Here is a 23285-nt window from a genome sequence, read left to right on the forward strand (position 1 = left end):
TCGCTTTAGCTGACCGGCTGCGCAAAAATGGACTCATGAGCCATTCTTCAACCACCGAACGACGCAGCCTCGACGAGGACCTGAACAGGGCAGGTTTCTACCCCGTTATGGTGGCCGATGTGGTTCATGACGCTCTCGACGAGCGCGAGCCGCTGTCCCACGTGGTGCACTTGGAAACCCATTTTGACCGCAACGAAGTGCACCGCCACATCACCGTCCTGGTACTGACCGAGGACATGCTGGTGATCACCCATGTCGACGACCAACAGCTCGACGATGCCGGGCAGCAGATGGTTGCGCAGATCTCCACGGAATCGGTTCCGGTCAGCCAGATCCGTTCCGTTGTACTCAGCTACATCTACGCCCAGCCCCAGGACTACAAGCCATCGGATCAGGCCCGGGAGCTCACGCTGGCTATCGCCTGGTCCGGCGGGCAGCGCCTGGATATGGGCCCGGCAGGATGTGCCGATCCCCAGTGTGACGCGGACCATGGCTACACCGGCAACATTGTGCAGGAAGACATCGTCCTGCGGGTCAGCGCCGAAGCGGATGGGTCGCAGGCCGTCCAGAATGCCAAGAGCTTTGCCCGCGCACTGCGGAAGGTCAATACGTCCACCCCGGTCCCGGTCCGGACCGCGGAAACGGTGCAGCCGCGCCAACGCCTGGGGACCAGGCTGGCCCGCGGACACCACCAGCGCTAGCATGCCGTTGCATCACGAACCGCTGCCCCCGGCACCAGACTTCGGCCGGGACACCGTAGCCGACGTCTTCAGCAGCGCGGCAGCAGCCCTTGACGTACCGGGTTTTGAGAATGTCCTGGGTCTGCCCGGAGCCAGGCGCATCTGTGTAGTCATGGTGGACGGGCTGGGCAAAGCCCTGCTCAAACAGCGCGGCGGGCATGCCCCGTTCCTGCGTAAATGCCTCGAAAACTCGCGCACGCTGCGCAGCGCCTTCCCGTCAACGACGGCGTCGTCACTCGCCAGTTTAGGGACAGGACTTGAGCCCGGCCTGCACGGCATGGTCGGCTACGACGTGCTGGACCCGGCGCAGGACAAGGTGGTCAACCAGCTGGGCGGCTGGGACGCGGAAGTGGATCCGCGCAAGTGGCAGCCGCATGCCACCGTGTTTGAACGCGCTGCTGAATACGTCTCGGTTGCGACCGTCAGTTTGCCCAAGTTTGCCGACTCCGGCATGACGCAGGCGGCGCTGCGCGGCGGATCCTTCATCCCGGCGACGACGGGCCATGCACGGACCCAGGCCACGGTCGAGGCCCTGGCCGGGCAGGACCAGGCGCTGGTCTATCTGTACTTCAACGAGCTGGACAAGGCGGGGCACCGGTATGGCAGTTCGTCGGTGGAATGGGGCAATGCCCTGGAGGAGCTGGATTCGGACATGCGCCGGCTGGCCGGCCAGTTGCCTGCGGACACGCTGCTCCTGCTGACTGCGGATCACGGCATGCTGGATGTCTCCCGTGAACACCGGCACGACTATTCCCTGCAGCCGGAACTGGTCGAGGGGGTCCGCCACACGGGCGGTGAACCGCGGCTGGTGCATTTGTATCTAGAGCCCGACGCCGGTGCGCGGCAACGTGACAAGCTCGCCACAGCATGGCGTGAGTCGTTCGGCAAGCATGCCTGGATTCTTGATCGGGACGAAGCTGTCGCTCACGGACTTTTCGGCCGCGTGGATGCTTCTGTTCTGCCTCGGATCGGGGATCTGATGATCGCGGCTCGGGAACCGATCGCCCTGTACGATACGCGCAGGGTGGCGGAGCGTGCCATGGACGTGGTAGGCCAGCACGGGTCATTGACCCGCGCCGAACGCGAAGTGCCGTTGCTTACGCTGGGCTCAACGGTCCGTTCACCCGGCAAGAAGAACACCGCCAAGGGAAAGTAACAGCAGAACGGTCCTGATCGGCTCAGGCCGCCTGCTGTTCCGGGGACTGCCGGAGGCGGCCGCCCGGCTTACTCGTGCTTGGTGCCGAAAACGATCTCGTCCCAGCTCGGGACGCTGGAGCGTTTAGGTTTCATAGACCGCTTGCGCTGCTGTTCTTCGGCCGCGGCCGCATCTGCCGACGCCGCTTCTGCAGGTTCTGCCGGCTCCGCGCTTTGGCTCTGATCGGCCGAGGCCGGTTCGGAGTCAGCGTTCGGTGCAGCATCCGCATTTTCCTCCGGCAAGGGAGCACCGGAGACCGTTATTTCCCTGGTCTCCATGCTGACACCCGGATGAAGATCGAGCGAAGAATCGGCTCCGTGGCCAGATGAGGCGAGGCTCAGCGTGAACGGACTGCTCGGCCGCCCGCCGTTGCCGTCTGCATCCGTATCATCCCCGGTCAGGATCCCCTCACGCGGATGAGCAGCGGGGATACCGCCCTGGGTCAGCAGGAGCGCCAGTGCGTCGTCGGCTTCTTCGTCAACACCGAGGCGCTGGCCACGGCGGGACCGAAGCACTTCCAACAGATTGTCCGAGTCCGTGGCGTCTTCGTCCCCGGTGGCCGAGTCAGTTTCGGGACCAGCTTCGGTGTCTGCCTCGAAGTCGAAGACCCGGTCAGCCACGGCCGTGAGTCGGCGCGCCGGGACGGGGCCGTCCAAGGGCTCAAGTTCGCTGAGCTGCTGCGCCCAGCGGTTACTGTTCTGCACAGTTTTGCTGGTGGGGCTGTACAGCCACTTGGCGGGAGGCTCCTCACCGATTGAACCGCTGGCAACGGCGGGCGGCTCGAAACGGGCGACGATCACCCATGCGCCGTCCTGGCGCCGCCAGGAGTCCCATTCCAATGAGGCCGCGTCGATACCGAACGCATTAACCCGGTGGGCGACCATCTCGCCAAGGGTGGCGGGAGCGTCTCCGAATGCAGAGCGGTAGCTGTCGTGCGACGGCAGCGCGGAAGCGACCTCGACGCGCTGTGCCTGCTGGACCATGTAGTCCCGTTCGGCACGGACCGGTCCTTCATAGCGCAGGATGCGTGCCATGTCGAGGCCCGATTCAGCGGCGACCTGTTCCGCAGAGGCTCCGGCCCGGATCCGGGCTTGAATCTCGCGGGGGGACATCGCGGCGCCTCCGCTGTCCGAATCAGCAGCGGGAACCCGCACTGACGGGCGCGCTGCTGCGGAACGGAGTGCTTCATCAATCGCCAGGCGGTAACTTTCCCCGCCGTCGCCGCTCAACAGCAGATGTTCGCCATCCTCATGGACACCCACCAGCCGTAGATCCTGCATGAAAACCCTCCACCAGACGACAATTCCTCCCTGAAACTTTGCCACCGATGGCGCCTAATACCTACTGTTTGGTCGGGTGTGGCGTGCAGTTCGTGGCCGAAGTTTCGCCGTGGGGGTGCTTATCCGGCGCCCGGTGAAGGAATGGTTTGATATTCGGGCTTCGAATAGGCCACAATCTTCGCGTTATGGGCACAAAATCCCCGCCGCGGACGTTGTGATCTGACACATCATCGGGCGTGATGGGCTTGCCGGCCCGGAAGACCGGCTTACAACTGCAACACCGGAGCGTGAAGACACAATTATGGCGACTGATTACGATGCCCCTCGCAAGACCGATGACGAGACTAGCGAGGAATCCATTGCGGAGCTGAAGACCCACCGCACGACCAAGCAGTCCGCCGTCGTTGACGAGGACGAAGCCGAAGCGGCCGAAGGATTCGAGTTGCCTGGGGCGGATCTGTCCAGCGAAGAGCTGACGGTGCGCATCATGCCTGCACAGGCAGATGAATTCACCTGTGCGTCTTGTTTCCTGGTCCGTCATCGGTCCCAGGTCGCCAGGGAAAAGGACGGGCTCCTGTACTGCAAGGACTGCGAGGGCTGAGCGGCCAAACTTACCGGCGGCAGGGGTTGCTGCGGTAGCGGTTGCCTGAGTACAGGCACCGTCGGACGATCTGGATACGCCGGCGGCCAAATGATGGCCGCCGGCGGTCCGCTGGTTACTGGTCTTGCGGGGTCGAGAGTGCCGCGACGAGCTGTTTCGGGCGTCGTGTGGAGGTGATCCAGTAGGGTGTCCGGTCTGCCTCGTCGGTGATCTCGATCTTGACCACCGGCTGGATCCAGCCGCGGAAACACATGTAGGCGGTGCCGTTCAGTTCCGTTCCGCGCTGGGCCGTGGCGTCGTCGCCCGTGAAGGCCTCGACCCGGCCAATGAATTCCCGCTCGATCTGCGCCCGGCCCACCTGAAGCGTTTTTTGGGTCACGGTGATCCGCGGTGCCGAAACAATCAGCAGGACCGCCAGAATGACCGCGGCGACCGCTGCTGCGATGTAGGCGGTGGTCAGGCTGATCGGTGCCAACACGAAAATCACCGCTCCTGCCGTGCCTGCCGCGATCAGCCAGATCCAGAAGTTCGGCCACAGGCGTTCCTGGTAAATGACGGCTCCGGGTGTCCCGGAAGCGGAGCCGGTGTTACCGGCGGGAGTGGCGTTTGTGCTCATAATTCCAGCTTTTCACCTTTCCCGTGGCTTTTCACCTCGGAGGCCGGCGGAGCCGCGGGGCCTGCAGCGCATGACGTAGTTGTTCTGCGCCAAAAGCGTTAGAGTGATGTGCGGAAACTCTCGCGGCGGCAGGGCCGCCATCGGCAAGGAAATGGTAGCGAGTGCAGGATATTCAACCCACGCTGAACGTTCAGCTGAAAATGCTCGACGACGGTCTGGAGGCACCGGGCTACGCCCATCCTGGCGACGCTGGGGCTGATCTTCGCAGCCGCATTGACTTCAGGATCGGGCCGGGGGAGCGGATCCTTGTCCCCACCGGTGTGGCCATCGCGCTGCCGCAAGGGTATGTGGCGTTGATTCATCCGCGCTCGGGACTGGCGACCAAACACGGCTTGACCATCGTTAATGCACCGGGCACGGTTGATGCCGGTTACCGCGGCGAAATCGCCGTCACGCTGCTGAATACGGATGCCGCCGAGACCCTGACCTTCAAGCGCGGGGACCGCATTGCGCAAATGGTCATCCAGCGCGTAGAGCACGCTGCCTTTGAACATGTCGACGAGCTGCCCGGCTCCATTCGAGGCGCCGGCGGGTTCGGATCGACCGGCGGCTTTACGGCAGCCCAATGAAGCGCCGACCGAGTACAACTGCCGCTGGCCAGCCAGCGGCTTCAGAAAGGACCCGACGATGATCTTTGGGCGCCGCAAGAACAAGAACGAGACGAGCGATCTGCCGGAGACCGCAGCGGAGAGCGACGAAGTGCAGACTCCGGGCGAAGCCTCCGATCCCGCAGCCGACCCGGAACAGGCAGAAGCAGCCCAGACTTTGCCGAAGGCTGCCAAGACCGATGCGGAACTGCGCAGCAGCGGTCCGTTCGATAGCGCCGAAAAAGAGACCGATGAGGGATACCTCGATCTCGGCGCGCTGAAAATCCGGCCCCGTGACGGACTTCAGCTACGGCTGGAAGTAGAGGAGAAAACCCAGCGGGTCATCGCCGTAACGCTGGACCTGTCCGGTTCCAGTTTGCAGCTGCAGGCCTTCGCGGCGCCTAAGTCCGAGGGCCTGTGGGAGGAAATCCGCGAACAGCTGGCTTCATCCATCGGTTCCCAGGGCGGGACAGTTGAGGAGGTCAGCGGGCCGCTGGGGACAGAAGTTGTGGCCAAACTGCCCGCCCAGACGTCGGACGGGAAGCGTGGCTTCAGGGTAGCGCGGTTCATCGGCGTCGACGGTCCGCGTTGGTTCCTGCGCGGAGTCATCGGTGGTGCGGCTGCATTGGACCGGGCCAAGGCAGCGGAGCTGGAAGAGCTCTTCCGCCAGACCGTTGTGGTCCGGGGCGACCAACCGCTGCCGCCACGGGATCTGCTGACGCTGCGGTTGCCCAAGGATGCGAGCCTGCGCACGCAGGACGGTCAGCCTGCGCCCGGCCAACCTGCGCCCGGCTTGAGCGCACCCGAGCGCGGACCCGAGATCACCCACATTGGCTAAGGACCGGCGTCCCGATGCCGGGTCCGCCGTCGTTATTCCGTTGGAAGGACTGCCGAAGCGTGGGCGCGTGCGTTCCATGGGATACGTGGAGTCGATCACGATTCTTCCCGTGGGCCAGGCGCCAAGTTTCTCGGCCGTGCTGACCTCGACGGGGCCCGGAGCCGGGGCAACCGAGGCCGGCGTGAAGCAGCGGCCGGCGAGGATCCGCCTGATCTGGCTGGGCCAGCGGCGGGTACCGGGCATCGACGCCGGTATCCGGCTGGGTTTCGAAGGAACCGTGTTCGAAGTCGACGGGCTGCCGACGATGTACAACCCGCGCTATGAAATCCAAAGCCTGTTGGAGAATTGAGCCATGACTGAAAAACCCGAACCTCGCGATGAGCAGGAGAAATCCGTCAGCGAGCTCGCCGGTGCCTACGCGGCGCGGGCGGGAGTGGAGCGCCGCGAAGACGGCCAGATCGACGTGCTCAAATCCGTGGGCGGCGTCCGCGGTCTGACCGAAAGCATTCTGCCCGGTCTGGTCTTCCTCGTAGTCTTCACCGCTGTCCGCGATCTGGCACCGGCCCTGATCGGGGCGCTGGGCATCGCGGCAGTGTTTACCATCCTGCGGCTGATCCAGCGCGGCACCGTGGTCCAGGCGTTTTCCGGACTGATCGGCGTTGCCATCTGTGCCTTTGTCGCCAACACGACCGGCCGGGCCGAGACCTTCTACATTCCGGGCTTCTTCACCAACGCTGCCTACATTGTGGGCATGGTCATTTCGATTGCGGTCAAATGGCCGTTGGCCGGACTGCTGTTCGGCTTCATCCGGGGCGAAGGGACGGACTGGCGGAAGGAACCGCGCCGCTTGCGGGCCTATGTGCTGGCGACCTGGATTGTCATCGCCGTGCTGGCTCTGCGCCTGGCCGTCCAGGTGCCGCTGTACTTCATGGGCCCGGATGCCCTGGTGGCGCTGGGTACCGCGCGGCTGGTCATGGGCGTGCCGCTGTACGCGCTCGGCCTCTGGCTGGCGTGGATGGTCTCACGCCCGGTCGGCGGCGCCGTCGTCGGCGGCACTGCTGCTCCGGGCAGTCAGCACTGACCGCAGCTGGTCTTCGGCGGCGATGGTCGTCACGAAGAACAGCTCGTCGCTGTCCTCGATAACGTCGTCCATGCTGGGCGTGATGGGCGCATCGTCGCGCAGAATGGCCACGACCGTGGCGTCCTGCGGCCAGTCGATGGAGCCCAGCGTCCTGCCGACCAGCGGCGAATCGTGGGGCACGGTGAATTCGACCATGGAGGCCACGCCGGTCTGCAGCGTCAGCAGGCGGACCAGATCGCCGATTTCCACCGCCTCTTCCACCAGCGCGGTCATCAGGCGCGGCGTGTTGACGGCTACGTCCACGCCCCACGAGTCGTCAAACATCCAGTCGTTTTTGGGGTTGTTCACCCGGCCGACGGTCCGGGCGACACCGAATTCGCTCTTGGCCAGCAGCGAGACCACCAGGTTCACCTTGTCGTCGCCCGTGGCGGAAACCACCACGTCGGCTTCGTCCAGGTTGGCGTCGCGCAGCGTGGTGATTTCGCACGCGTCCCCGATCAACCAGCGGGCACCCTTGAGGCCGCTGCGGCCGATTGCTTCGGGCTTCTGGTCGATCAGCAGGATGTCGTGGTTGTTGGAGAGGAGCTCCCGTGCGATGGAGGAGCCGACGCTGCCTGCCCCGGCGATAACTACCTTCATTCGGACTCCTTAACCGGCGGCTTGGACAGGATGCCGGCGATCTCATGGGTGGCGGCCACGTTCATCATGGCGTGGACGATGTCGCCTTGCTGGTAACGGGTTTCGGGGCCGGGCAGCATGCCCTCGCCGAACCGCGTCAGATACGCTACCCGGGCACCGGAAGCGGCCTCGATCTCCGCGAAGCCGTGCCCGACCCAGCCGTCGTGCAGGGACACCTCGCCGAGAATCAGTCGCCCGGAAGCTTCCCGATAGTCGCCCTTGATGCTTTGCTCGGGCAGGATCCGCCGCAGCACCTGGTCCGCGCTCCAGCGCACGGCGGCCACGGTGGGAATGCCCAGCCGCTGGTAGATTTCGGCCCGCCCAGGATCGTAGATACGGGCGACGACGTGGGGAACATGGAAGGTCTCGCGCGCTACCCGGGTGGCCAGGATGTTCGAGTTGTCGCCACTGGAGACCGCGGCGAAGGCATAGGCATTTTCGATATCCGCGTGACGCAGGGTGTCGCGGTCGAAACCGACGCCGGTGATTTTGCGCCCGGAAAAGTCGCTGCGCAACCGGCGGAAGGCGCTGTCGTCCTGGTCGATCACCGCCACGCTGTGCCCCGATTCATCCAGCGTATGCGCCAGTGTCACGCCAACGCGTCCGCACCCCATGATCACGAAATGCGCCACCGGATTCCCTTCCCTTGAAGCATGTTGTCCAGCAGCAAGCTTATCGGCAAGAGGGCCGCAACAGCGCGGTGGCGCCCGCGGCAGTAAGCTTTCATGCGTGATGACTGTGTCCGTACCTGTGCGTGCGTGGAACGGCGGAACATGCTGACCTCCCTTAACGCGCTCAAGCGCATCCTGGTGGGCAGGCCGTTCCGGACCGAACGTGCCAAAGCCCAGCCGCTGCCGCAACGGCTGGCGCTGCCGGTGTTTTCAGCCAACGCGCTCTCCTCCGTGGCGTACTCTCCGGATGAGATCCTGCTGACCCTGGCGCTGGCGGGAGTGGCCGCCGTCGCGCTGTCGCCGCTGGTCGGCCTGGCGGTCATGGTGGTGCTGCTGGTCATCGTCGCTTCCTACCGCCAAAGCGTGCACGCGTACCCCTCCGGCGGGGACTACCAGATCGCCAGCGAGAACCTGGGCAAGAACGCCGGCATCACCGTCGGTTCAGCGCTCATGTTCGACTACGTGCTCACCGTGGCGGTCTCCATGTCCTCTGCCGCGCACTACGTCATCGCAGCGTTCCCCGCGCTCAGGGGATGGCAAACGACGGCGGCCGTTGCCGGCGTCGTAATTCTTGCTTTGCTGCACCTGCGCGGGCTGCGGCGCGGTGGTAGGTCGGTGGCCATCCCGACGTACGCCTTCGTGGGGCTGATCCTGCTGATGTGCCTGGTGGGCTTCATCCAGGACGTGACCGGCCAGCTCGAGCTGGCGCCCAGCGCCGGGCTGGACATTGTGCCGGCCGCGGAGTTCCAGGCCGGGCTGACCGGCCTGGCCGGAGCGCTGCTGGTGCTGCGCGCGTTCTCTACCGGCGCGGCTGCGCTGACCGGTGTGGAAACCCCGGCGGGCAACGTCCAGGCGTTCCAGCCGCCGCGGGCCAGGAATGCTGCGACGGCGCTGCTGGTCCTCGGCGTCGCTGCCACGGTGATGACCATGGCGGTGCTGTATCTGGCCCGCGCCACCCGGGTCCACGTGGTCCAGGTTCCCGCCGAGCAGCTGCGGCTCAACGGCGGTCCGCTACCGGCGGACTACCTGCAGACGCCGGTCATCAGCCAGCTCGCGGCGACCGTCTTCGACCGCGGCAATGTGCTGTTCTATCTGGTCCTGGCGGCCACCGGCCTGATCCTGGTCCTGGCCAGCCACTCTGCCTTCACCGCCTTCCCGTCGCTGGCCTCCATCCTGGCCACGGACGGTTTCCTGCCCCGGCAGCTGCGCACCCGCGGCGACCGGCTGAGCTACAGCAACGGCGTCATGGCGCTGGCCGGCGCTGCCCTGGTGCTGATCCTGATTTTCGAGGCCGATGTCACCGAACTCATCCAGCTGTACGTGGTGGGCGTGTTCGTCTCCTTCACCTTCAGCCAGCTCGGCATGATCAAGCACTTTTCCCGGCAGATCCGGTCCACGCCGCACAAACCAGTACGACGGCGGATGGCCCGCTCGCGCGTCATCAACCTCATCGGGTTCATCATGACCGCCACGGTGCTGGTGGTGGTGCTCGTGAGCAAGTTTGTGTTCGGCGCGTGGATCGCAGTGGCCGGCATTGTCATCCTGGCGCTGATCATGTACAGCATTCACCGGCACTACGAGCAGGTGGCGCAGGAACTGGCCGTGGACGAGAACCAACCCGCCACCGCGCTCCCGTCCCGGGTCCACGCGGTGATCCTGGTCTCGCACGTGCGCAAACCCGTGCTGCGCGCGCTGGCCTTTGCCCGCGCCTCCCGCCCGTCGAAACTCGATGCGGTCATCGTGGACATCGACGAGGAAGAGACGAAAGCGACGCTGGCAGACTGGGAACGCTACAAGATTCCCGTGCCGATCACCGTCCTGGCGTCCCCGTACCGCGACACCACCGTCCCGATCATCGAGTACATCAAGAACATCCGGCGCGATTCACCCCGCGATCTGGTGGTCGTGTACATTCCGGAGTACGTCGTGGGCCGGTGGTGGGAGCAGCTAGTGCACAACCAGACCGCCCTGCGGATCAAAACCCGACTGCATTTCGAACCGGGAGTCATGGTTGCCAGCGTTCCCTGGCAGCTGGCTTCCTCCGATGCCGTCCGCAAATACCAGGAGTTTCCCTAATGGCGCAGGCCGCTGACCCCACTGACCCCGTTGAACTCGAACTGAGGATCGGCGCCCCGGCGCATGGCGGGCACTTTGTCGCCCGGCACGAGGGCCGCGTGGTCTTCGTCCGGCACGCGCTGCCCGGTGAACTTGTCCGCGTGCGGGTTACCGACGGCGGTGCGGACTCCGGTTTCTGGCGCGCCGACACGGTCGAGGTGCTCGAGGCTTCGCCCCACCGCGTGGCGCACCCTTGGGACCGCGCGGACGCCTTGCTGGCAGCCAAGCGCCACCGACCGGCGGTGGGCGGCGCCGAGTTCGGCCACATTGAACTCGCCGAGCAGCGGCGGCTCAAAGCGGCGGTGTTCGAAGAGCAGCTGCAGCGGCTGGCCCGCGTCGAACGGCAGGTCGTTGTGGAAGCTGCGGATGAGAACGACGACGGCGGGCTGGGCTGGCGGACCCGGGCGGCTTTTGCCGTGGACAAGAGCGGGCATCTGGCCATGCACGCGCACCGCTCCGATGAGCTGGTTCCGGTAACCGAAATGCCGCTGGCGGTGGCTGCCATCAACGATCTGCGCCTGTGGGAAGCGGACCTGAACCAGGTGTCCCGCGTCGAGGTGGCGGCGCCGGCGAACGGTTCCGCGCCGCTGGTGCTGCTGGTACCCGAGCCCAACGCGTCGCCGCGGCGCATGGCGGCCGTGGCCGCCGCCATTGACCCGTCCGCATCCGTTGCAGTCTGGGAGCCAGAGGAACGCAAACTCACCCGGCTGAAGGGCAGGACCTGGGTGGCCGAAACCTGCGGGAACCATCAGTACCGGGTGACCGGTGACGGCTTCTGGCAGATCCACCGCTCGGCACCCCAGGTGCTGACGGAAGCAGTCATGGCAGGTGTGCGGCCGCAGCCGGGGGAGCGGGTGGCGGACCTGTACGCCGGCGCCGGCCTGTTTACGGCTCCCCTGGCGGAAGCGGTAGGCGTCACCGGTACGGTGCTTTCGGTCGAAGGGTCCCCGGGCACCAGCCGCGACGCCCGCAAGAACCTGCACGACGCGCCGCAGGTGACCATTGTCCAGGGCAAGGTGGAGAAGGCACTGCGGTCGCAGAACGGCCTGGACGCCGTCGTCCTCGATCCGCCGCGCGCCGGTGCGGGCAGGACCGTGGTGCACCTGCTGCACGACCAGCGGCCGCGCGTAGTGGGCTACGTTTCCTGCGATCCGGCCTCCTTCGCCCGCGATCTGGGCTACTTTATGGCCCTTGGCTGGGAGCTCAAGACACTGAGGGTGTTTGATCTGTATCCGAACACGCACCATATGGAGTCCTTCGCGGAGCTGGTGCCGCCGCGGGCCTGAGCCGCGTTGGAAGTGCCTGTCATCACTGCGTCGCATTCCGGGCGGAGGGCTAGGATGGGAAAAGGATGTCCGGGGCCGCGCACGGCACTGCTGCCGATGCGGCCGGAACCGTGAAAGCCAATTCCGGCGAATGCAGACTGCTGGTTCCATCAGCGTCTGCCACGATCAGCGGTGTGCGTGAATTAGGGAAGCCTAACTAGCGGGGGACTGCTGCCCGGACAAAGATAAAGTGTGGCGAGAGGAGTCCTGTTATGAGTAATGTGGACAGCTTCGGATCCAAAGGCGTACTAGACGTTGCCGGGTCCGAATATGAAATTTTCCGGCTGAATTCCGTCGAAGGCGCCGAGAGCCTTCCGTTCAGCCTCAAGGTCCTGTTGGAGAATCTGCTCCGGACCGAGGACGGCGCAAACATCACCGCGGACCACGTCCGCGCACTGGCCAACTGGGACCCGAACGCCCAGCCGGACACGGAAATCCAGTTCACCCCCGCCCGCGTCATCATGCAGGACTTCACCGGTGTTCCCTGTGTTGTGGACCTGGCGACCATGCGCGAGGCAGTCAAGGAACTCGGCGGCGATGCCTCCCGGGTTAACCCGCTTGCCCCGGCCGAGATGGTCATCGACCACTCAGTGCAGATCGATGCCTTCGGCAACGCCGGCGCCCTTGAGCGCAACATGGAGATCGAGTACCAGCGCAACGGCGAGCGTTACCAGTTCCTGCGTTGGGGCCAGACTGCGTTCGACGACTTCAAGGTTGTCCCGCCGGGAACGGGCATTGTCCACCAGGTCAATATCGAATACCTGGCGCGCACGGTCATGACCCGCGAAGTCGAGGGCAAGCTGCGCGCTTACCCCGACACCTGCGTCGGCACCGACTCCCACACCACCATGGTCAACGGCCTGGGCGTACTGGGCTGGGGCGTTGGCGGCATTGAAGCAGAGGCAGCCATGCTCGGCCAGCCCGTCTCGATGCTGATCCCGCGCGTGGTCGGCTTCAAGCTCAGCGGCTCCATCCCCGCGGGCGCAACGGCTACCGACGTCGTCCTGACCATCACCGAAATGCTGCGCAAGCACGGTGTTGTGGGCAAGTTCGTCGAATTCTACGGCGAAGGCGTCGCCGCAGTTCCGCTGGCCAACCGCGCCACCATCGGCAACATGAGCCCGGAATTCGGCTCGACTGCAGCCATGTTCCCGATCGACGACGTTACGCTGGACTACCTGCGCCTGACCGGACGTTCCGACGAGAACGTTGCCTTGGTCGAGGCCTACGCCAAGGAACAGGGCCTGTGGCATGACCCGTCCCGCGAGCTGAAGTTCTCGGAGTACCTGGAACTGGATCTGTCCACCGTGGTGCCGTCCATCGCCGGACCAAAGCGTCCGCAGGACCGCATTGAGCTCTCCGCATCGAAGGAACAGTTCCGCAAGGACCTGCACAACTACGTAGCGGCAGCCAATGAGGATGCGCTGGACGAGGCCCTCGAGGAATCCTTCCCCGCCTCGGACTCGCCCGCCATGACCTCCACCGTGCGCCACTCCGCGGCCGCCAATTCGAACGGGCGGCCGACCAAGCCGGTCACCGTCAAGATGGACGACGGCCGTGAGTTCGTGCTGGACCACGGAGCGGTGACCATTGCGTCCATCACCTCCTGCACCAACACGTCCAACCCCTCGGTCATGCTGGCCGCAGCCGTGCTGGCTCGCAACGCCGTCGACAAGGGTCTGACCTCCAAGCCGTGGGTGAAGACCTCCGTGGCGCCGGGTTCGAAGGTTGTCACCGACTACTACGAGAAGTCCGGCCTGGTCCCGTACCTGGAGAAGCTGGGCTTCTTCACGGTGGGCTACGGCTGCGCCACCTGCATCGGCAACTCCGGCCCGCTGGAAACCGAGATCTCCGACGCCATCCAGGCCCACGACCTGTCCGTCACGGCGGTCCTGTCCGGTAACCGCAACTTCGAAGGCCGGATCAACCCGGACGTGAAGATGAACTACCTGGCCTCGCCGCCGCTGGTCATTGCCTACGCCCTGGCCGGATCCATGGACTTCGACTTCGAGAATGACCCGCTGGGCCAGGACGAGGCCGGTAACGATGTCTTCCTGAAGGACATCTGGCCGAGCCCGACCGAAGTGCAGTCCATTATGGACACCTCCATCGACGAGGAGATGTTCGTCAAGGGCTACGCGGGTGTCTTCGACGGCGACGACCGCTGGAAGGCGCTGGACACTCCCGCAGGCGACACCTTTGCCTGGGACCAGGACTCCACCTACGTGCGGAAGCCACCGTACTTCGAGGGCATGCAGGCCACTCCCGCACCGGTGCAGGACATTACCGGCGCGCGTGTCCTGGCCAAGCTCGGCGACTCGGTGACCACGGACCACATCTCCCCGGCCGGTTCCTTCAAGTCGGACAGCCCGGCGGGACGGTACCTGCTCGAGCACGGTGTGGAGCGCAAGGACTTCAACTCCTACGGCTCGCGCCGTGGCAACCACGAAGTCATGATCCGCGGTACGTTCGCCAACATCCGGCTGCGTAACCTGCTGCTGGACGGCGTCGAAGGCGGCTTCACCCGCGACTTCACGCAGACCGGCGGCCCGCAGGCCTACATCTACGACGCCGCGATGAACTACCAGGTCGCCGGCACCCCGCTGGTGGTGCTGGCCGGCAAGGAATACGGTTCTGGTTCGTCCCGCGACTGGGCAGCCAAGGGCACCGCGCTGCTGGGCGTCAAGGCCGTCATTGCCGAGAGCTTCGAGCGCATCCACCGCTCCAACCTCATTGGCATGGGCGTGCTGCCGCTGCAGTACGCCGCGGGCGAGAACGCTGCCTCGCTGGGACTCTCCGGTACGGAGACCTTTGCCTTCGAAGGTGTGACCGAGCTCAACAACGGTTCCACGCCGAAGACGGTGAAGGTTACCGCCACGGACGAGGACGGCAAGAGCATCAGCTTCGACGCCGTTGTGCGCATCGACACACCGGGCGAAGCGGACTACTACCGTAACGGCGGAATCCTGCAGTATGTACTGCGCCAGCTGACCGCAGCGTAACGGTTCAGGACCCACGGAAGGCTCCCGGACTCCGCCCCCAGGGCGGGCCGGGGGCCTTCTGCGCGTTATGGTTAAGTGTCGACCGCGGCCCGAAGCAGAGGCGTCTGGCGGGCAATGCTATTCATCAGTAAGGGAGGCTTCCATGGGTCTACTGGAGACAATCCGTAATCCGCAGGACCTCAGCAAACTCAGCACGAGGCAGCTGGAAAGCCTCGCTGGGGAAATCCGCCAGTTCCTCATCACGAACGTGGCCCAGACCGGCGGGCATCTCGGTCCCAACCTTGGGGTTGTCGAACTGACCCTGGGAATCCACCGGGTGTTCGATTCGCCGCGGGACAGCATTGTCTTCGATACCGGCCACCAGTCCTACGTGCACAAACTGGTCACCGGCCGGCAGGACTTCTCCACGCTGCGGCAGGAGGGCGGCCTGTCCGGCTACCCGGAGCGTTCCGAATCCGTGCACGACATCGTCGAGTCTTCCCACGCGTCGTCGTCGTTGTCCTGGGCCGACGGAATCTCCCGCGCCCGGAAGCTGAACGGCGAAGGTGAGCGCTACGTCGTCGCCATGGTCGGCGACGGCGCCCTGACCGGCGGTATGGCATGGGAAGCCGTGAACAATATCGCGGCCGACAAGGACCGCCGCGTCGTCATCGTCGTCAACGACAATGGCCGCTCCTACGCGCCCACGATCGGAGGTCTGGCAGACCAGCTGGCCGCACTGCGCTCCACCATCGACAAGGTCCGCACGCACAAGGCGTACGAAGGCACGCTGGACTGGTGGAAGGACCGGCTGGAGGACGGCGGCGTGTTCTCCCAGCTGGCCTACAAGAGCCTGCACGCCGCGAAGAAGGGCATCAAGGACTGGTGGGCGCCGCAGGGACTTTTCGAAGACCTGGGCATGAAGTACATCGGGCCCATCGACGGCCATGACATGGCTGCGGTCGAGGAGGCGCTGACGCAGGCCCGCAAGTACGCCGGCCCGGTCATTGTCCACGCGATGACCGAGAAAGGCCGCGGCTACGCTCCGGCGCGGGCCCATGAAGCCGACCAGTTCCACGCCGTCGGCGTAATCGATCCGGAGACCGGTGAGCCGGTTGACGCCGGGGGAGTGCAGTCCTGGACCTCGGTCTTCGCCAACGAAATCGCCGATATCGCCGATGAGCGCCAGGACATCGTCGGCATAACCGGCGCCATGCTTATCCCGGTGGGCCTGCACAAGTTTGCCGCGAACCACCCGGACCGGGTTATCGACGTCGGCATCGCCGAGCAGCACGCACTCACGAGCGCCGCGGGCATGGCCTACGGCGGACTGCATCCGGTGGTTGCGCTCTATGCCACCTTCCTGAACCGGGCGTTCGACCAGTTGCTGATGGACGTTGCCCTGCACAAGGCCGGCGTCACCGTGGTCCTGGACCGGGCCGGTGTGACCGGCCCGGACGGCCCGAGCCATCACGGCATGTGGGACATGGCCATGCTGCAGATCGTACCCGGGCTGCATCTGGCGGCGCCGCGCGATGCCTCCCGGTTGAAGGAAGAGCTGCGGGAAGCGGTCGCCGTCCATGACGCGCCCACCGTCATCCGCTTTTCCAAAGGCTCGGTCGGCTCGGAGGTCGAAGCCATCGAGCGGCTCAAGGACGGCGTCGACGTGCTCGCCCGCCGCCCGTCCGGCTCCACCGAAAACGACGTGCTCATCGTCAGCATCGGCGCCATGAGCGAACTCGCGCTGGAGGTCTCCAACCGGCTCGGCGCCCAGGGCATCAGCTCCACCGTGGTGGATCCACGCTGGGTGCTGCCCGTGGCCCGGTCCATCATTGCGATGGCAGCGCAGCACCGGATCGTGATTGTGATCGAAGACGGCGTCCGTGCCGGCGGGGTTGGCTCCCGAATCCGGCAGGAAATGCGGGCCGAAGGCGTGGACACCGCGTTGAACGAGGTAGGGCTGCCGGTGGAGTTCCTGTCACACGGAACACGGTCCCAGGTGATGGAACGCGTCGGCCTGACCGCGCGCCAGGTTACTCACGACGTCGTTGCCCAGGTCCTCGGAACCAAAGTGCCTTTCGCCCGGCCGCTGCCCGGCCAGGAAATGCCAACGGGCCAGATTCCCAAGATCCAGTGAGCGCGCCGGACCCCGCTTCGCCGGGCGCTGCCGCCGCGTCCCCATCTCGCGGCCCGGAACGTATCGGACCAGGCGAGCTGGTCGTGATGCGGAACAGGAAGTGGAACGGCGAACCCCACTGGGTGGTGCCGGGAGACTATCTGGGCGAGGACCGCTTCGGGCACTGGATCTCCCAGCCCACCGGCTCCTTCGTGGCAAAACCTGCCGTTGCCTTTTACGCTGCCTCCGACGCGTTGGTGATGATCCCGCACGACGGGCACCATGTGGTCACGTTCTTCGATGAACTCCACCCGAAAAAGGTGGAGATCTACGTCGACATCGTGTCGGACATCCGGTGGCAGGAGCTGGCTGCCGGCATCGGGTACGAGGTCACGCTGATCGACATGGATCTGGATGTCATCCGTACCTTCGACGAGCGCAGAACCTGGATCGACGACGAAGACGAGTTCGCGGAGCACCAGGTCGCCATGAATTACCCCGCCTGGGCCATCTCTGCGACCCAGGCGGAATGCAACAGAATCTATTCGGCGGTTAGAGACCGCATACCGCCCTTTGACGGCACTGCCGACGACTGGTTTAGAAAGGCCCGCCCATGAGCTTTCTCCGGTTATACAAGCACGATGACAAAGGAGTCCTGCAGTTCCGCGAGGCCTGGTACGACGAGGACTTCGGCCAGTTCGTGGTCAATCACGGCACCGTGGGGCACCAGAGCATCACCCGGGAAACGAACGGCGTCGCCGAGGATGCTGCCGCGGCCCTGCTGGAGGCGTTCGCAGGCCAGTGCGCGGAGGACGGCTTTGCCGAGATCGCCAGGGAGGACCAGTTCTGGGTGATCGCGCAGTATGCGCTCAAGACCAGCACGGGCACCGAACGGGACCAGTACCTGGAAGACAAAGCCACGCGGACGATCACCGAATTCTTCGCCTGGCGTGGGTTGGGGGTGGTGGACCGGTCCGAGTTCGCACCGGGAAAATTGAACATCTTCACGCTGGCACCGGACGCGGGCAAAGCGGTCGCCGGCCTGAAAACGTGCCTGCGCGAAGCGAAGCTGGACTTCACCAAGCTCAGCATCGGCGTGGCACCCTACGGTGATCCCCGTGCCGCTAAGCAAAAGCATCCGCTGCCTGCCAAAGCACCGTTCAGCCTGGACTGAGCCCCTTCCAGCGCTTTACCGCTGCACGTTCTCGGGCAGTACCAGGCCGGCGGCCAGCGCCGGCTGGCGGTACGCGGCGGCGAGCGTGGCCACGGTCTGGTGGGCGTTCAGTCCACTGGGGTTAGGCACCGCCCACAGCTCGGCCCCGCCGATCGTCTCCGGCTGGCGACCGAGTTGTGCCTTGGGACGTCCGAAGCCGACACGGTAGGCAGTAATCCCGGCCACCGCCACTACACGTGGACCAAGCACGGCGACTTTGTCAGCGAGCCGAAGCGCTCCCTCTTGCAGCTCTTCCCTGTCCAGCTCGTCGGCCCGGGCAGAAGCCCGGGACACAACGTTGGTGATGCCGACACCACGTGCAATGAGGTGGCTGCGGTCGTCCTCCGTCATTCCATCGCAGGCGCGGATGAGGCGGTCCGTGATGCCGGCGGCCGCAAGTGCCGGATAGAAACGGTTGCCGGGGCGCGCGAAGTGCGTTCCGGTCGCGGCCGACCACAGGCCCGGATTGATGCCGACGAAAAGCAGTCGCAGACCCGGACCCAGGAAGTCGGCAACCTCGGCATTTTGGTAACCGAGCAGTTCAGAACGTGTGAAAACCACAGCTCAACTCTTCCACGGCGGTCCAGTGCGGCAAAGCCAAAAGCCCGGCGCTCCGTCGTAGAGACGGTGCGCCGGGCCTCCGGGCCACCCACAGGGGCGGGACGGACGTGTCAGTCGGTACCGGCGTCGAACGCTGCGCGGTCCAGCGCCTCGTCGGCGGCACGGCCGGCGTCGTCGAGCTCGGCGGTATCGGCGATCTCATCGGCGCCGCCGGCCTCCAGTGCGCCAACCAGTTCGGCGGTCGGGCCGCCCACCAGACCCTGGGCAGCGTACTGCTCCAGCCGCGAGCGGGAATCGGCAATGTCGAGGTTGCGCATGGTCAGCTGGCCGATCCGGTCCAGCGGACCAAAGGCGGCGTCGCCCACGCGCTCCATCGAAAGCTTGTCCGGGTGGTAGCTCAGGGACGGGCCGCTGGTGTCGAGGATTGTATAGTCCTCGCCGCGACGCAGCCGGAGGGTGACCTCGCCGGTAACCGCCGAGCCGACCCACTTCTGCAGCGATTCGCGCAGCATCAGCGCCTGCGGGTCCAGCCAGCGGCCTTCATACATCAGGCGGCCCAGGCGGCGGCCCTGCGCGTGGTAGCTGGCCACGGTGTCCTCGTTGTGGATGGCGTTGAGCAGCCGCTCGTAGGCGATGTGCAGCAGCGCCATGGCCGGTGCTTCGTAGATGCCGCGGGACTTGGCCTCGATGATGCGGTTCTCGATCTGGTCGGACATGCCCAGGCCGTGACGGCCGCCGATCGCATTGGCTTCGTTGACCAGGGCCACGGCGTCGGAGTATTCGGTGCCGTTGATGGCGATCGGACGGCCCGCCTCGAACCGGATGGTGACATCCTCGGTGGCAATCTCCACGTCGTCGCGCCAGAACGCCACGCCCATGATCGGCTGCACCGCTTCAAGGCTGGTGTCCAGGTGCTCCAGGGTCTTGGCCTCATGGGTGGCGCCCCAGATGTTCGCGTCCGTGCTGTAAGCCTTTTCGGCCGAGTCGCGGTAGGGGAAGTTGTGCGCGGTCAGCCACTCGGACATTTCCTGGCGCCCGCCCAGTTCCGAGACGAACCGCGGGTCCAGCCACGGCTTGTAGATGCGCAGCCGCGGGTGGGCCAGCAGTCCGTAGCGGTAGAAGCGCTCGATGTCGTTGCCCTTGTAGGTGGAGCCGTCGCCCCAGATGTCCACGCCGTCCTCGCGCATGGCGCGTACCAGCAGGGTGCCGGTGACGGCGCGGCCGAGCGGCGTGGTGTTGAAGTACGCGCGGCCGGCGCTGCGGATGTGGAAAGCGCCGCACGCCAGCGCGGCCAGGCCTTCCTCCACCAGGGCGGGCTTGCAATCGATCAGCCGGGACAGTTCGGCACCGTATTCGGTGGCGCGTCCGGGAACCGCGTCAATGTCCGGCTCGTCGTACTGGCCGAGATCGGCAGTGTAGGTGTAGGGAACAGCGCCGCCGTCGCGCATCCAGGCAACGGCAACGGAGGTGTCGAGTCCGCCTGAAAAAGCGATGCCGACACGTTCGCCGACGGGAAGGGAAGTCAAAACTTTAGCCATGACTTCGATGGTATGTGCAGTGACCCCCAAAGACAGAAGCGACCGCGCCGCTGACGCCTACGTGACGTGCCGGAAATCACCGGCCCACCGCGGCCGCAAAGTCTTGCCGGGTAGGATTCGAGACGGGCCACACAAGCCAAGCGAAAAGGATGTAGTGATGGAATACCGCCGACTGGGCGCTTCAGGACTGACCGTCTCGGCAGTAGGACTCGGCTGCAATAATCTGGGCCGCAGCGGAACCCCCACCCAGACGCAGGACGGATCCACCGCCGTCGTCAATGCCGCGGTCGACGCCGGCGTCACGCTTTTCGACGTCGCAGACACCTATGGAAAGACCGCCGGCCTGAGCGAGGAATTCCTGGGCAAGGCGCTGGGGCGGAAGCGCGAGGATGTCATTGTCGCCACGAAGTTCGGGATGGACACCCACGGAGCCAACGGGAACGATTTCAACGCCCGCGGCTCGCGGCGGTACATCGTCAAGGCCGCCGAGGCGTCGCTGCGCAGGCTGGGCACCGAGTGGATCGATCTCTACCAGTTCCACACGCCTGACGCGCTGACGCCGATCGAGGAGACTCTCGCCGCGCTGGACGATCTGGTCAGCAGCGGCAAGGTCCGCTACATCGGGCATTCCAACCGTGCCGGCTGGCAGATCGCGGAGGCCGAGTTCACGGCACGGATGCGCGGTTACACCCGGTTCATCTCCTCGCAGAACCATTACAACCTGCTGGACCGCCGGGCCGAATTGGAAGTTCTTCCGGCGGCGCAGGCCTACGGGCTCGGCGTCCTGCCGTACTTCCCGCTGGCCAACGGGCTGCTGACCGGCAAATACAAGGACGGCAAGGCGCCGGAAGGCAGCCGCCTGACCCATTCGCGCACCAACCTGCTGAAGGACGCGGACTGGGAACAGCTCGGCGCGTTTTCCCGCTTCGCCGCCGGTCGCGGCCTGTCGGAAATCCAGGTGGCCTTCTCCTGGCTGGCGGCCCAGCCGGCCGTCGCGTCGGTCATCGCCGGCGCCACCAAGCCCGAACAGATCCGGCAAAACGCCGAAGCCGCCTCCTGGCAGCCCACGGACGATGACCTGGCCGAACTGGACGGGATCTTCCCCGCCGCGCCCAAAGTCGCCCTCTTCTAGCCCGCCATGACTGAATCGGGAGCAGCAGTCCGGCTGCTGGTGGACAACGACACCGGCATCGATGATGCCCTGGCCCTGGTCTATCTGCTCAGCCTGTCCCAGGTTGAGATTGAGGTGCTCACCAGCACGCCGGGCAACGTCGCGGTTGAGCAGGTGGCCCGGAACAATCTGGCTCTGCTGGAACTGTGCGGACGGACCGGCGTGGAGGTCGCCGTCGGGGCGACCGCGCCGTTGGAGATCCCCTTGACGACGACGCCGGAAACGCACGGGCCGCAGGGCATCGGTTACGCCGAGCTGCCGGCACCGGAGGGCGGGGTTTCGCCGCATCATGCCGTTGACCTCTGGGTAGAGGCCGCGCGGCAACACCCGGGGGAGCTGACCGCCCTGCTGACCGCCCCGCTGACAAACTTCGCGCTCGCCCTGCGGAAAGAACCCCGGCTGCCGAAGCTGCTCAAACGCGTGGTCATCATGGGCGGCAGCTACTACTACCAGGGCAACACCACGCCGACGGCGGAGTGGAACACGCACGTGGACCCGCACGCCGCCGCCGAGGTCTTCGCGGCGTTCGAGGGCGAGCCCGAAGACCGGCTGCCGATTGTGTGCGCGCTGGAGATGACCGAACGCATCGAGCTGCGCCCCGAACATGTGGCGGAACTGGGGCGGCTAGCCGGCAGCGCCGAGGCCGAACTGGTGCTGCCCGGAGATCCGGAAGGCCAGCGCAGCGCGGCCGCGAATCCGTTGCTGCGCTGCCTCTCCGACGCCCTGCGGTTCTACTTCGAGTTCCACCGCCACTACGACCAGGGCTACCTGGCGCATGTGCACGATGTCTTTGCCGCCGCCATCGCGGCCGGTACGGTCGACTACCGCACCCGCCCGGCCACCGTCCACGTGGAGACGGGATCCGGTCTGCTGGCCGGGACGACTGTCGCGGACTACCGCGGACTCTGGGGCAGGAAGCCCAACGCCCGGATTGTTTCGTGGAACGATCCGGAGGCTACTTTCCGGGAGGTGCTCGGCTCCATTGGGGCGCTGGCCCGGCGGCTGGATCCAGCCGGCGGGTAGTTGCCCGCTGGACTCGCTAGAATGGATGACCGGACCGAGGTGACATAGGCCCAATCCCATCAGTTTTTTCCAGCACCGAGGAATCTCTATGTCCACGTCCCTGACTCTGCCCTCGAACGCCGGCAGCACATCGCTGCGCTCCCGAATCCTGCCGCTGGTCGGCGCGGCCGTTATCGCCGCCACCTACTTGATGCTGGTCCTGCTCCAGCCGGTGGAAGCTGCCGCCGGCCTGTCCAGCTGGCCCGCCGTCACCGCCTTCGCAGGCTATCTTGCCGGTGCCATCCTGCTGTTGGTGGGCGTCCTGCCGCAGCTGCCGCCCTCGGCGGTGGCCATCATTCCGGTAGGCCTGGCCCTGAACATCGTGCTGGGCCAATTCGTGGGCAGCACGCTGGTGCCGCTCTACCTGGATTCCATCGGCACCGTCCTGGTGGGTCTGCTGGCCGGCCGGTCCGCCGGCGCCGCCACCGGTGTGCTGGGGTCGCTCGTCTGGTCCCTCTTCAACCCCACGGTGCTGCCCTTCGCCGCTGGCGCCGCGGCCATCGGCTACCTCGCCGGGACCGCCGGCCGGCTCGGTGTGCTGCGGCGCGTCTACTGGGCACCGGTGGCCGGTTTCCTGACCGGGGTCGTGGCCGCGGTTCTGTCCGCGCCCGTGGCCGCCTTCGTCTACGGCGGCACCTCCGGCGCCGCGACCGGCGCCATCGTAGCCATCTTCCGCGCCATGGGCGACGGACTCCTGGCTTCCATCACCAAACAGGCACTGATTTCCGATCCGGCAGACAAGGCACTGGCATTCCTCGTGGCGGCGCTGCTGGTGGCGGCCCTGCCACGACGGATCCGCCTGCAGTTCCCGCAGGTGCGGCGTCAGGCGTCCCGGCCCGGCGAATAGCGCCGCGGC

General features: G+C 65.8%; 22 protein-coding genes. 16 read left to right on the forward strand and 6 right to left on the reverse strand.

What is annotated here, in order from left to right:
* Positions 1 to 35 precede the first annotated feature (35 nt).
* Entirely contained in the window at positions 36 to 701 is a 666-nt protein-coding gene (locus AC5RWO_RS13035; RefSeq protein WP_498731820.1) for a DUF5998 family protein, read from the forward strand.
* Position 702: 1 nt separating this feature from the next.
* Entirely contained in the window at positions 703 to 1896 is a 1194-nt protein-coding gene (locus AC5RWO_RS13040; RefSeq protein WP_498731821.1) for an alkaline phosphatase family protein, read from the forward strand.
* A gap of 68 nt (positions 1897 to 1964) precedes the next feature.
* Here the strand turns inward: AC5RWO_RS13040 and sepH are convergent, their stop codons facing one another.
* Positions 1965 to 3215: a septation protein SepH gene (gene sepH / locus AC5RWO_RS13045; protein ID WP_498731822.1), complete on the reverse strand. Its 1251-nt coding sequence runs from the start codon at positions 3213 to 3215 to the stop codon at positions 1965 to 1967.
* Between the two features lie 301 nt (positions 3216 to 3516).
* On the opposite strand from sepH, the gene AC5RWO_RS13050 reads away from it, so the two are divergent.
* Positions 3517 to 3816, forward strand: coding sequence for a DUF4193 domain-containing protein (locus AC5RWO_RS13050; protein WP_139003716.1), 300 nt, complete (start codon positions 3517 to 3519; stop codon positions 3814 to 3816).
* 115 nt (positions 3817 to 3931) lie between these two features.
* Here AC5RWO_RS13050 and AC5RWO_RS13055 read toward each other — a convergent pair whose 3' ends face one another.
* On the reverse strand, positions 3932 to 4432 hold the full coding sequence (locus AC5RWO_RS13055) for a DUF3093 domain-containing protein (RefSeq protein WP_498731823.1): 501 nt from the start codon (positions 4430 to 4432) through the stop codon (positions 3932 to 3934).
* 161 nt (positions 4433 to 4593) lie between these two features.
* Here AC5RWO_RS13055 and dut point away from each other — a divergent pair, with 161 nt between their 5' ends.
* The 4 genes from dut to AC5RWO_RS13075 are packed head-to-tail and all read left to right on the forward strand — an operon-like array spanning position 4594 to position 6998.
* Complete coding sequence (gene dut, locus AC5RWO_RS13060) at positions 4594 to 5061, forward strand: dUTP diphosphatase (protein ID WP_498731824.1); 468 nt, start codon at positions 4594 to 4596, stop codon at positions 5059 to 5061.
* 58 nt (positions 5062 to 5119) lie between these two features.
* Entirely contained in the window at positions 5120 to 5917 is a 798-nt protein-coding gene (locus AC5RWO_RS13065) for a DUF3710 domain-containing protein (protein ID WP_498731825.1), read from the forward strand.
* On the forward strand, positions 5910 to 6266 hold the full coding sequence (locus tag AC5RWO_RS13070; RefSeq protein ID WP_498731826.1) for a hypothetical protein: 357 nt from the start codon (positions 5910 to 5912) through the stop codon (positions 6264 to 6266). Before AC5RWO_RS13065 ends, AC5RWO_RS13070 begins: the two co-directional genes overlap by 8 nt.
* Positions 6267 to 6269: 3 nt before the next feature.
* Positions 6270 to 6998, forward strand: a complete 729-nt coding sequence (locus AC5RWO_RS13075) for a DUF3159 domain-containing protein (RefSeq protein ID WP_498731827.1) — start codon at positions 6270 to 6272, stop codon at positions 6996 to 6998.
* Here AC5RWO_RS13075 and AC5RWO_RS13080 read toward each other — a convergent pair.
* Both AC5RWO_RS13080 and AC5RWO_RS13085 read right to left on the reverse strand, forming a co-directional pair.
* Positions 6939 to 7637, reverse strand: coding sequence for a potassium channel family protein (locus tag AC5RWO_RS13080; protein WP_139003710.1), 699 nt, complete (start codon positions 7635 to 7637; stop codon positions 6939 to 6941). The genes AC5RWO_RS13075 and AC5RWO_RS13080 overlap by 60 nt on opposite strands.
* A complete protein-coding gene (locus AC5RWO_RS13085) occupies positions 7634 to 8308 on the reverse strand; it encodes a potassium channel family protein (RefSeq protein WP_498731828.1) in 675 nt (224 codons plus the stop codon). Before AC5RWO_RS13085 ends, AC5RWO_RS13080 begins: the two co-directional genes overlap by 4 nt.
* Positions 8309 to 8449: 141 nt before the next feature.
* Here AC5RWO_RS13085 and AC5RWO_RS13090 point away from each other — a divergent pair, with 141 nt between their 5' ends.
* The 6 genes from AC5RWO_RS13090 (at position 8450) to AC5RWO_RS13115 (ending at position 18058) form a co-directional block, all read left to right on the forward strand.
* Positions 8450 to 10423, forward strand: a complete 1974-nt coding sequence (locus tag AC5RWO_RS13090; RefSeq protein WP_498731830.1) for an APC family permease — start codon at positions 8450 to 8452, stop codon at positions 10421 to 10423.
* Positions 10423 to 11748: a class I SAM-dependent RNA methyltransferase gene (locus AC5RWO_RS13095; RefSeq protein ID WP_498731831.1), complete on the forward strand. Its 1326-nt coding sequence runs from the start codon at positions 10423 to 10425 to the stop codon at positions 11746 to 11748. The genes AC5RWO_RS13090 and AC5RWO_RS13095 overlap by 1 nt, the downstream gene beginning before the upstream one ends.
* 251 nt (positions 11749 to 11999) lie before the next feature.
* Positions 12000 to 14789: an aconitate hydratase AcnA gene (gene acnA / locus AC5RWO_RS13100; RefSeq protein ID WP_498731833.1), complete on the forward strand. Its 2790-nt coding sequence runs from the start codon at positions 12000 to 12002 to the stop codon at positions 14787 to 14789.
* Positions 14790 to 14931: 142 nt separating this feature from the next.
* Positions 14932 to 16905: a 1-deoxy-D-xylulose-5-phosphate synthase gene (gene dxs / locus AC5RWO_RS13105; protein ID WP_498731834.1), complete on the forward strand. Its 1974-nt coding sequence runs from the start codon at positions 14932 to 14934 to the stop codon at positions 16903 to 16905.
* Positions 16906 to 16991: 86 nt separating this feature from the next.
* Positions 16992 to 17501, forward strand: a complete 510-nt coding sequence (locus AC5RWO_RS13110) for a DUF402 domain-containing protein (RefSeq protein WP_498731836.1) — start codon at positions 16992 to 16994, stop codon at positions 17499 to 17501.
* Positions 17498 to 18058, forward strand: a complete 561-nt coding sequence (locus AC5RWO_RS13115; protein WP_498731837.1) for a hypothetical protein — start codon at positions 17498 to 17500, stop codon at positions 18056 to 18058. Before AC5RWO_RS13110 ends, AC5RWO_RS13115 begins: the two co-directional genes overlap by 4 nt.
* 15 nt (positions 18059 to 18073) lie before the next feature.
* Here AC5RWO_RS13115 and AC5RWO_RS13120 read toward each other — a convergent pair whose 3' ends face one another.
* Positions 18074 to 18658, reverse strand: a complete 585-nt coding sequence (locus AC5RWO_RS13120; protein WP_498731838.1) for a mismatch-specific DNA-glycosylase — start codon at positions 18656 to 18658, stop codon at positions 18074 to 18076.
* A gap of 110 nt (positions 18659 to 18768) precedes the next feature.
* On the reverse strand, positions 18769 to 20196 hold the full coding sequence (gene argG / locus AC5RWO_RS13125) for an argininosuccinate synthase (protein WP_498731839.1): 1428 nt from the start codon (positions 20194 to 20196) through the stop codon (positions 18769 to 18771).
* Between the two features lie 154 nt (positions 20197 to 20350).
* On the opposite strand from argG, the gene AC5RWO_RS13130 reads away from it, so the two are divergent.
* From AC5RWO_RS13130 to AC5RWO_RS13140, 3 genes are all read left to right on the forward strand, one after another.
* Complete coding sequence (locus AC5RWO_RS13130) at positions 20351 to 21328, forward strand: aldo/keto reductase (RefSeq protein WP_498731841.1); 978 nt, start codon at positions 20351 to 20353, stop codon at positions 21326 to 21328.
* Between the two features lie 6 nt (positions 21329 to 21334).
* Positions 21335 to 22390 carry a nucleoside hydrolase gene (locus tag AC5RWO_RS13135; RefSeq protein WP_498731842.1) on the forward strand — a complete coding sequence of 352 codons (1056 nt, stop codon included), beginning with the start codon at positions 21335 to 21337 and terminating at the stop codon, positions 22388 to 22390.
* Positions 22391 to 22478: 88 nt separating this feature from the next.
* On the forward strand, positions 22479 to 23276 hold the full coding sequence (locus AC5RWO_RS13140) for an ECF transporter S component (protein ID WP_498731843.1): 798 nt from the start codon (positions 22479 to 22481) through the stop codon (positions 23274 to 23276).
* The last annotated feature ends 9 nt before the right edge of the window (positions 23277 to 23285 follow it).

The sequence above is a fragment of the Arthrobacter sp. B055-34 genome (assembly GCF_059090425.1).

Coding starts and splice junctions, on each gene's coding strand:
- AC5RWO_RS13035 (WP_498731820.1), top strand. CDS start 36: ATGAGCCATTCTTCAACCACCGAACGACGCAGCCTCGACGAGGACCTG.
- AC5RWO_RS13040 (WP_498731821.1), top strand. CDS start 703: ATGCCGTTGCATCACGAACCGCTGCCCCCGGCACCAGACTTCGGCCGG.
- sepH (WP_498731822.1), bottom strand. CDS start 3,215: ATGCAGGATCTACGGCTGGTGGGTGTCCATGAGGATGGCGAACATCTG.
- AC5RWO_RS13050 (WP_139003716.1), top strand. CDS start 3,517: ATGGCGACTGATTACGATGCCCCTCGCAAGACCGATGACGAGACTAGC.
- AC5RWO_RS13055 (WP_498731823.1), bottom strand. CDS start 4,432: ATGAGCACAAACGCCACTCCCGCCGGTAACACCGGCTCCGCTTCCGGG.
- AC5RWO_RS13065 (WP_498731825.1), top strand. CDS start 5,120: ATGATCTTTGGGCGCCGCAAGAACAAGAACGAGACGAGCGATCTGCCG.
- AC5RWO_RS13075 (WP_498731827.1), top strand. CDS start 6,270: ATGACTGAAAAACCCGAACCTCGCGATGAGCAGGAGAAATCCGTCAGC.
- AC5RWO_RS13080 (WP_139003710.1), bottom strand. CDS start 7,637: ATGAAGGTAGTTATCGCCGGGGCAGGCAGCGTCGGCTCCTCCATCGCA.
- AC5RWO_RS13090 (WP_498731830.1), top strand. CDS start 8,450: ATGCTGACCTCCCTTAACGCGCTCAAGCGCATCCTGGTGGGCAGGCCG.
- AC5RWO_RS13095 (WP_498731831.1), top strand. CDS start 10,423: ATGGCGCAGGCCGCTGACCCCACTGACCCCGTTGAACTCGAACTGAGG.
- acnA (WP_498731833.1), top strand. CDS start 12,000: ATGAGTAATGTGGACAGCTTCGGATCCAAAGGCGTACTAGACGTTGCC.
- dxs (WP_498731834.1), top strand. CDS start 14,932: ATGGGTCTACTGGAGACAATCCGTAATCCGCAGGACCTCAGCAAACTC.
- AC5RWO_RS13110 (WP_498731836.1), top strand. CDS start 16,992: ATGCGGAACAGGAAGTGGAACGGCGAACCCCACTGGGTGGTGCCGGGA.
- AC5RWO_RS13115 (WP_498731837.1), top strand. CDS start 17,498: ATGAGCTTTCTCCGGTTATACAAGCACGATGACAAAGGAGTCCTGCAG.
- argG (WP_498731839.1), bottom strand. CDS start 20,196: ATGGCTAAAGTTTTGACTTCCCTTCCCGTCGGCGAACGTGTCGGCATC.
- AC5RWO_RS13135 (WP_498731842.1), top strand. CDS start 21,335: ATGACTGAATCGGGAGCAGCAGTCCGGCTGCTGGTGGACAACGACACC.
- AC5RWO_RS13140 (WP_498731843.1), top strand. CDS start 22,479: ATGTCCACGTCCCTGACTCTGCCCTCGAACGCCGGCAGCACATCGCTG.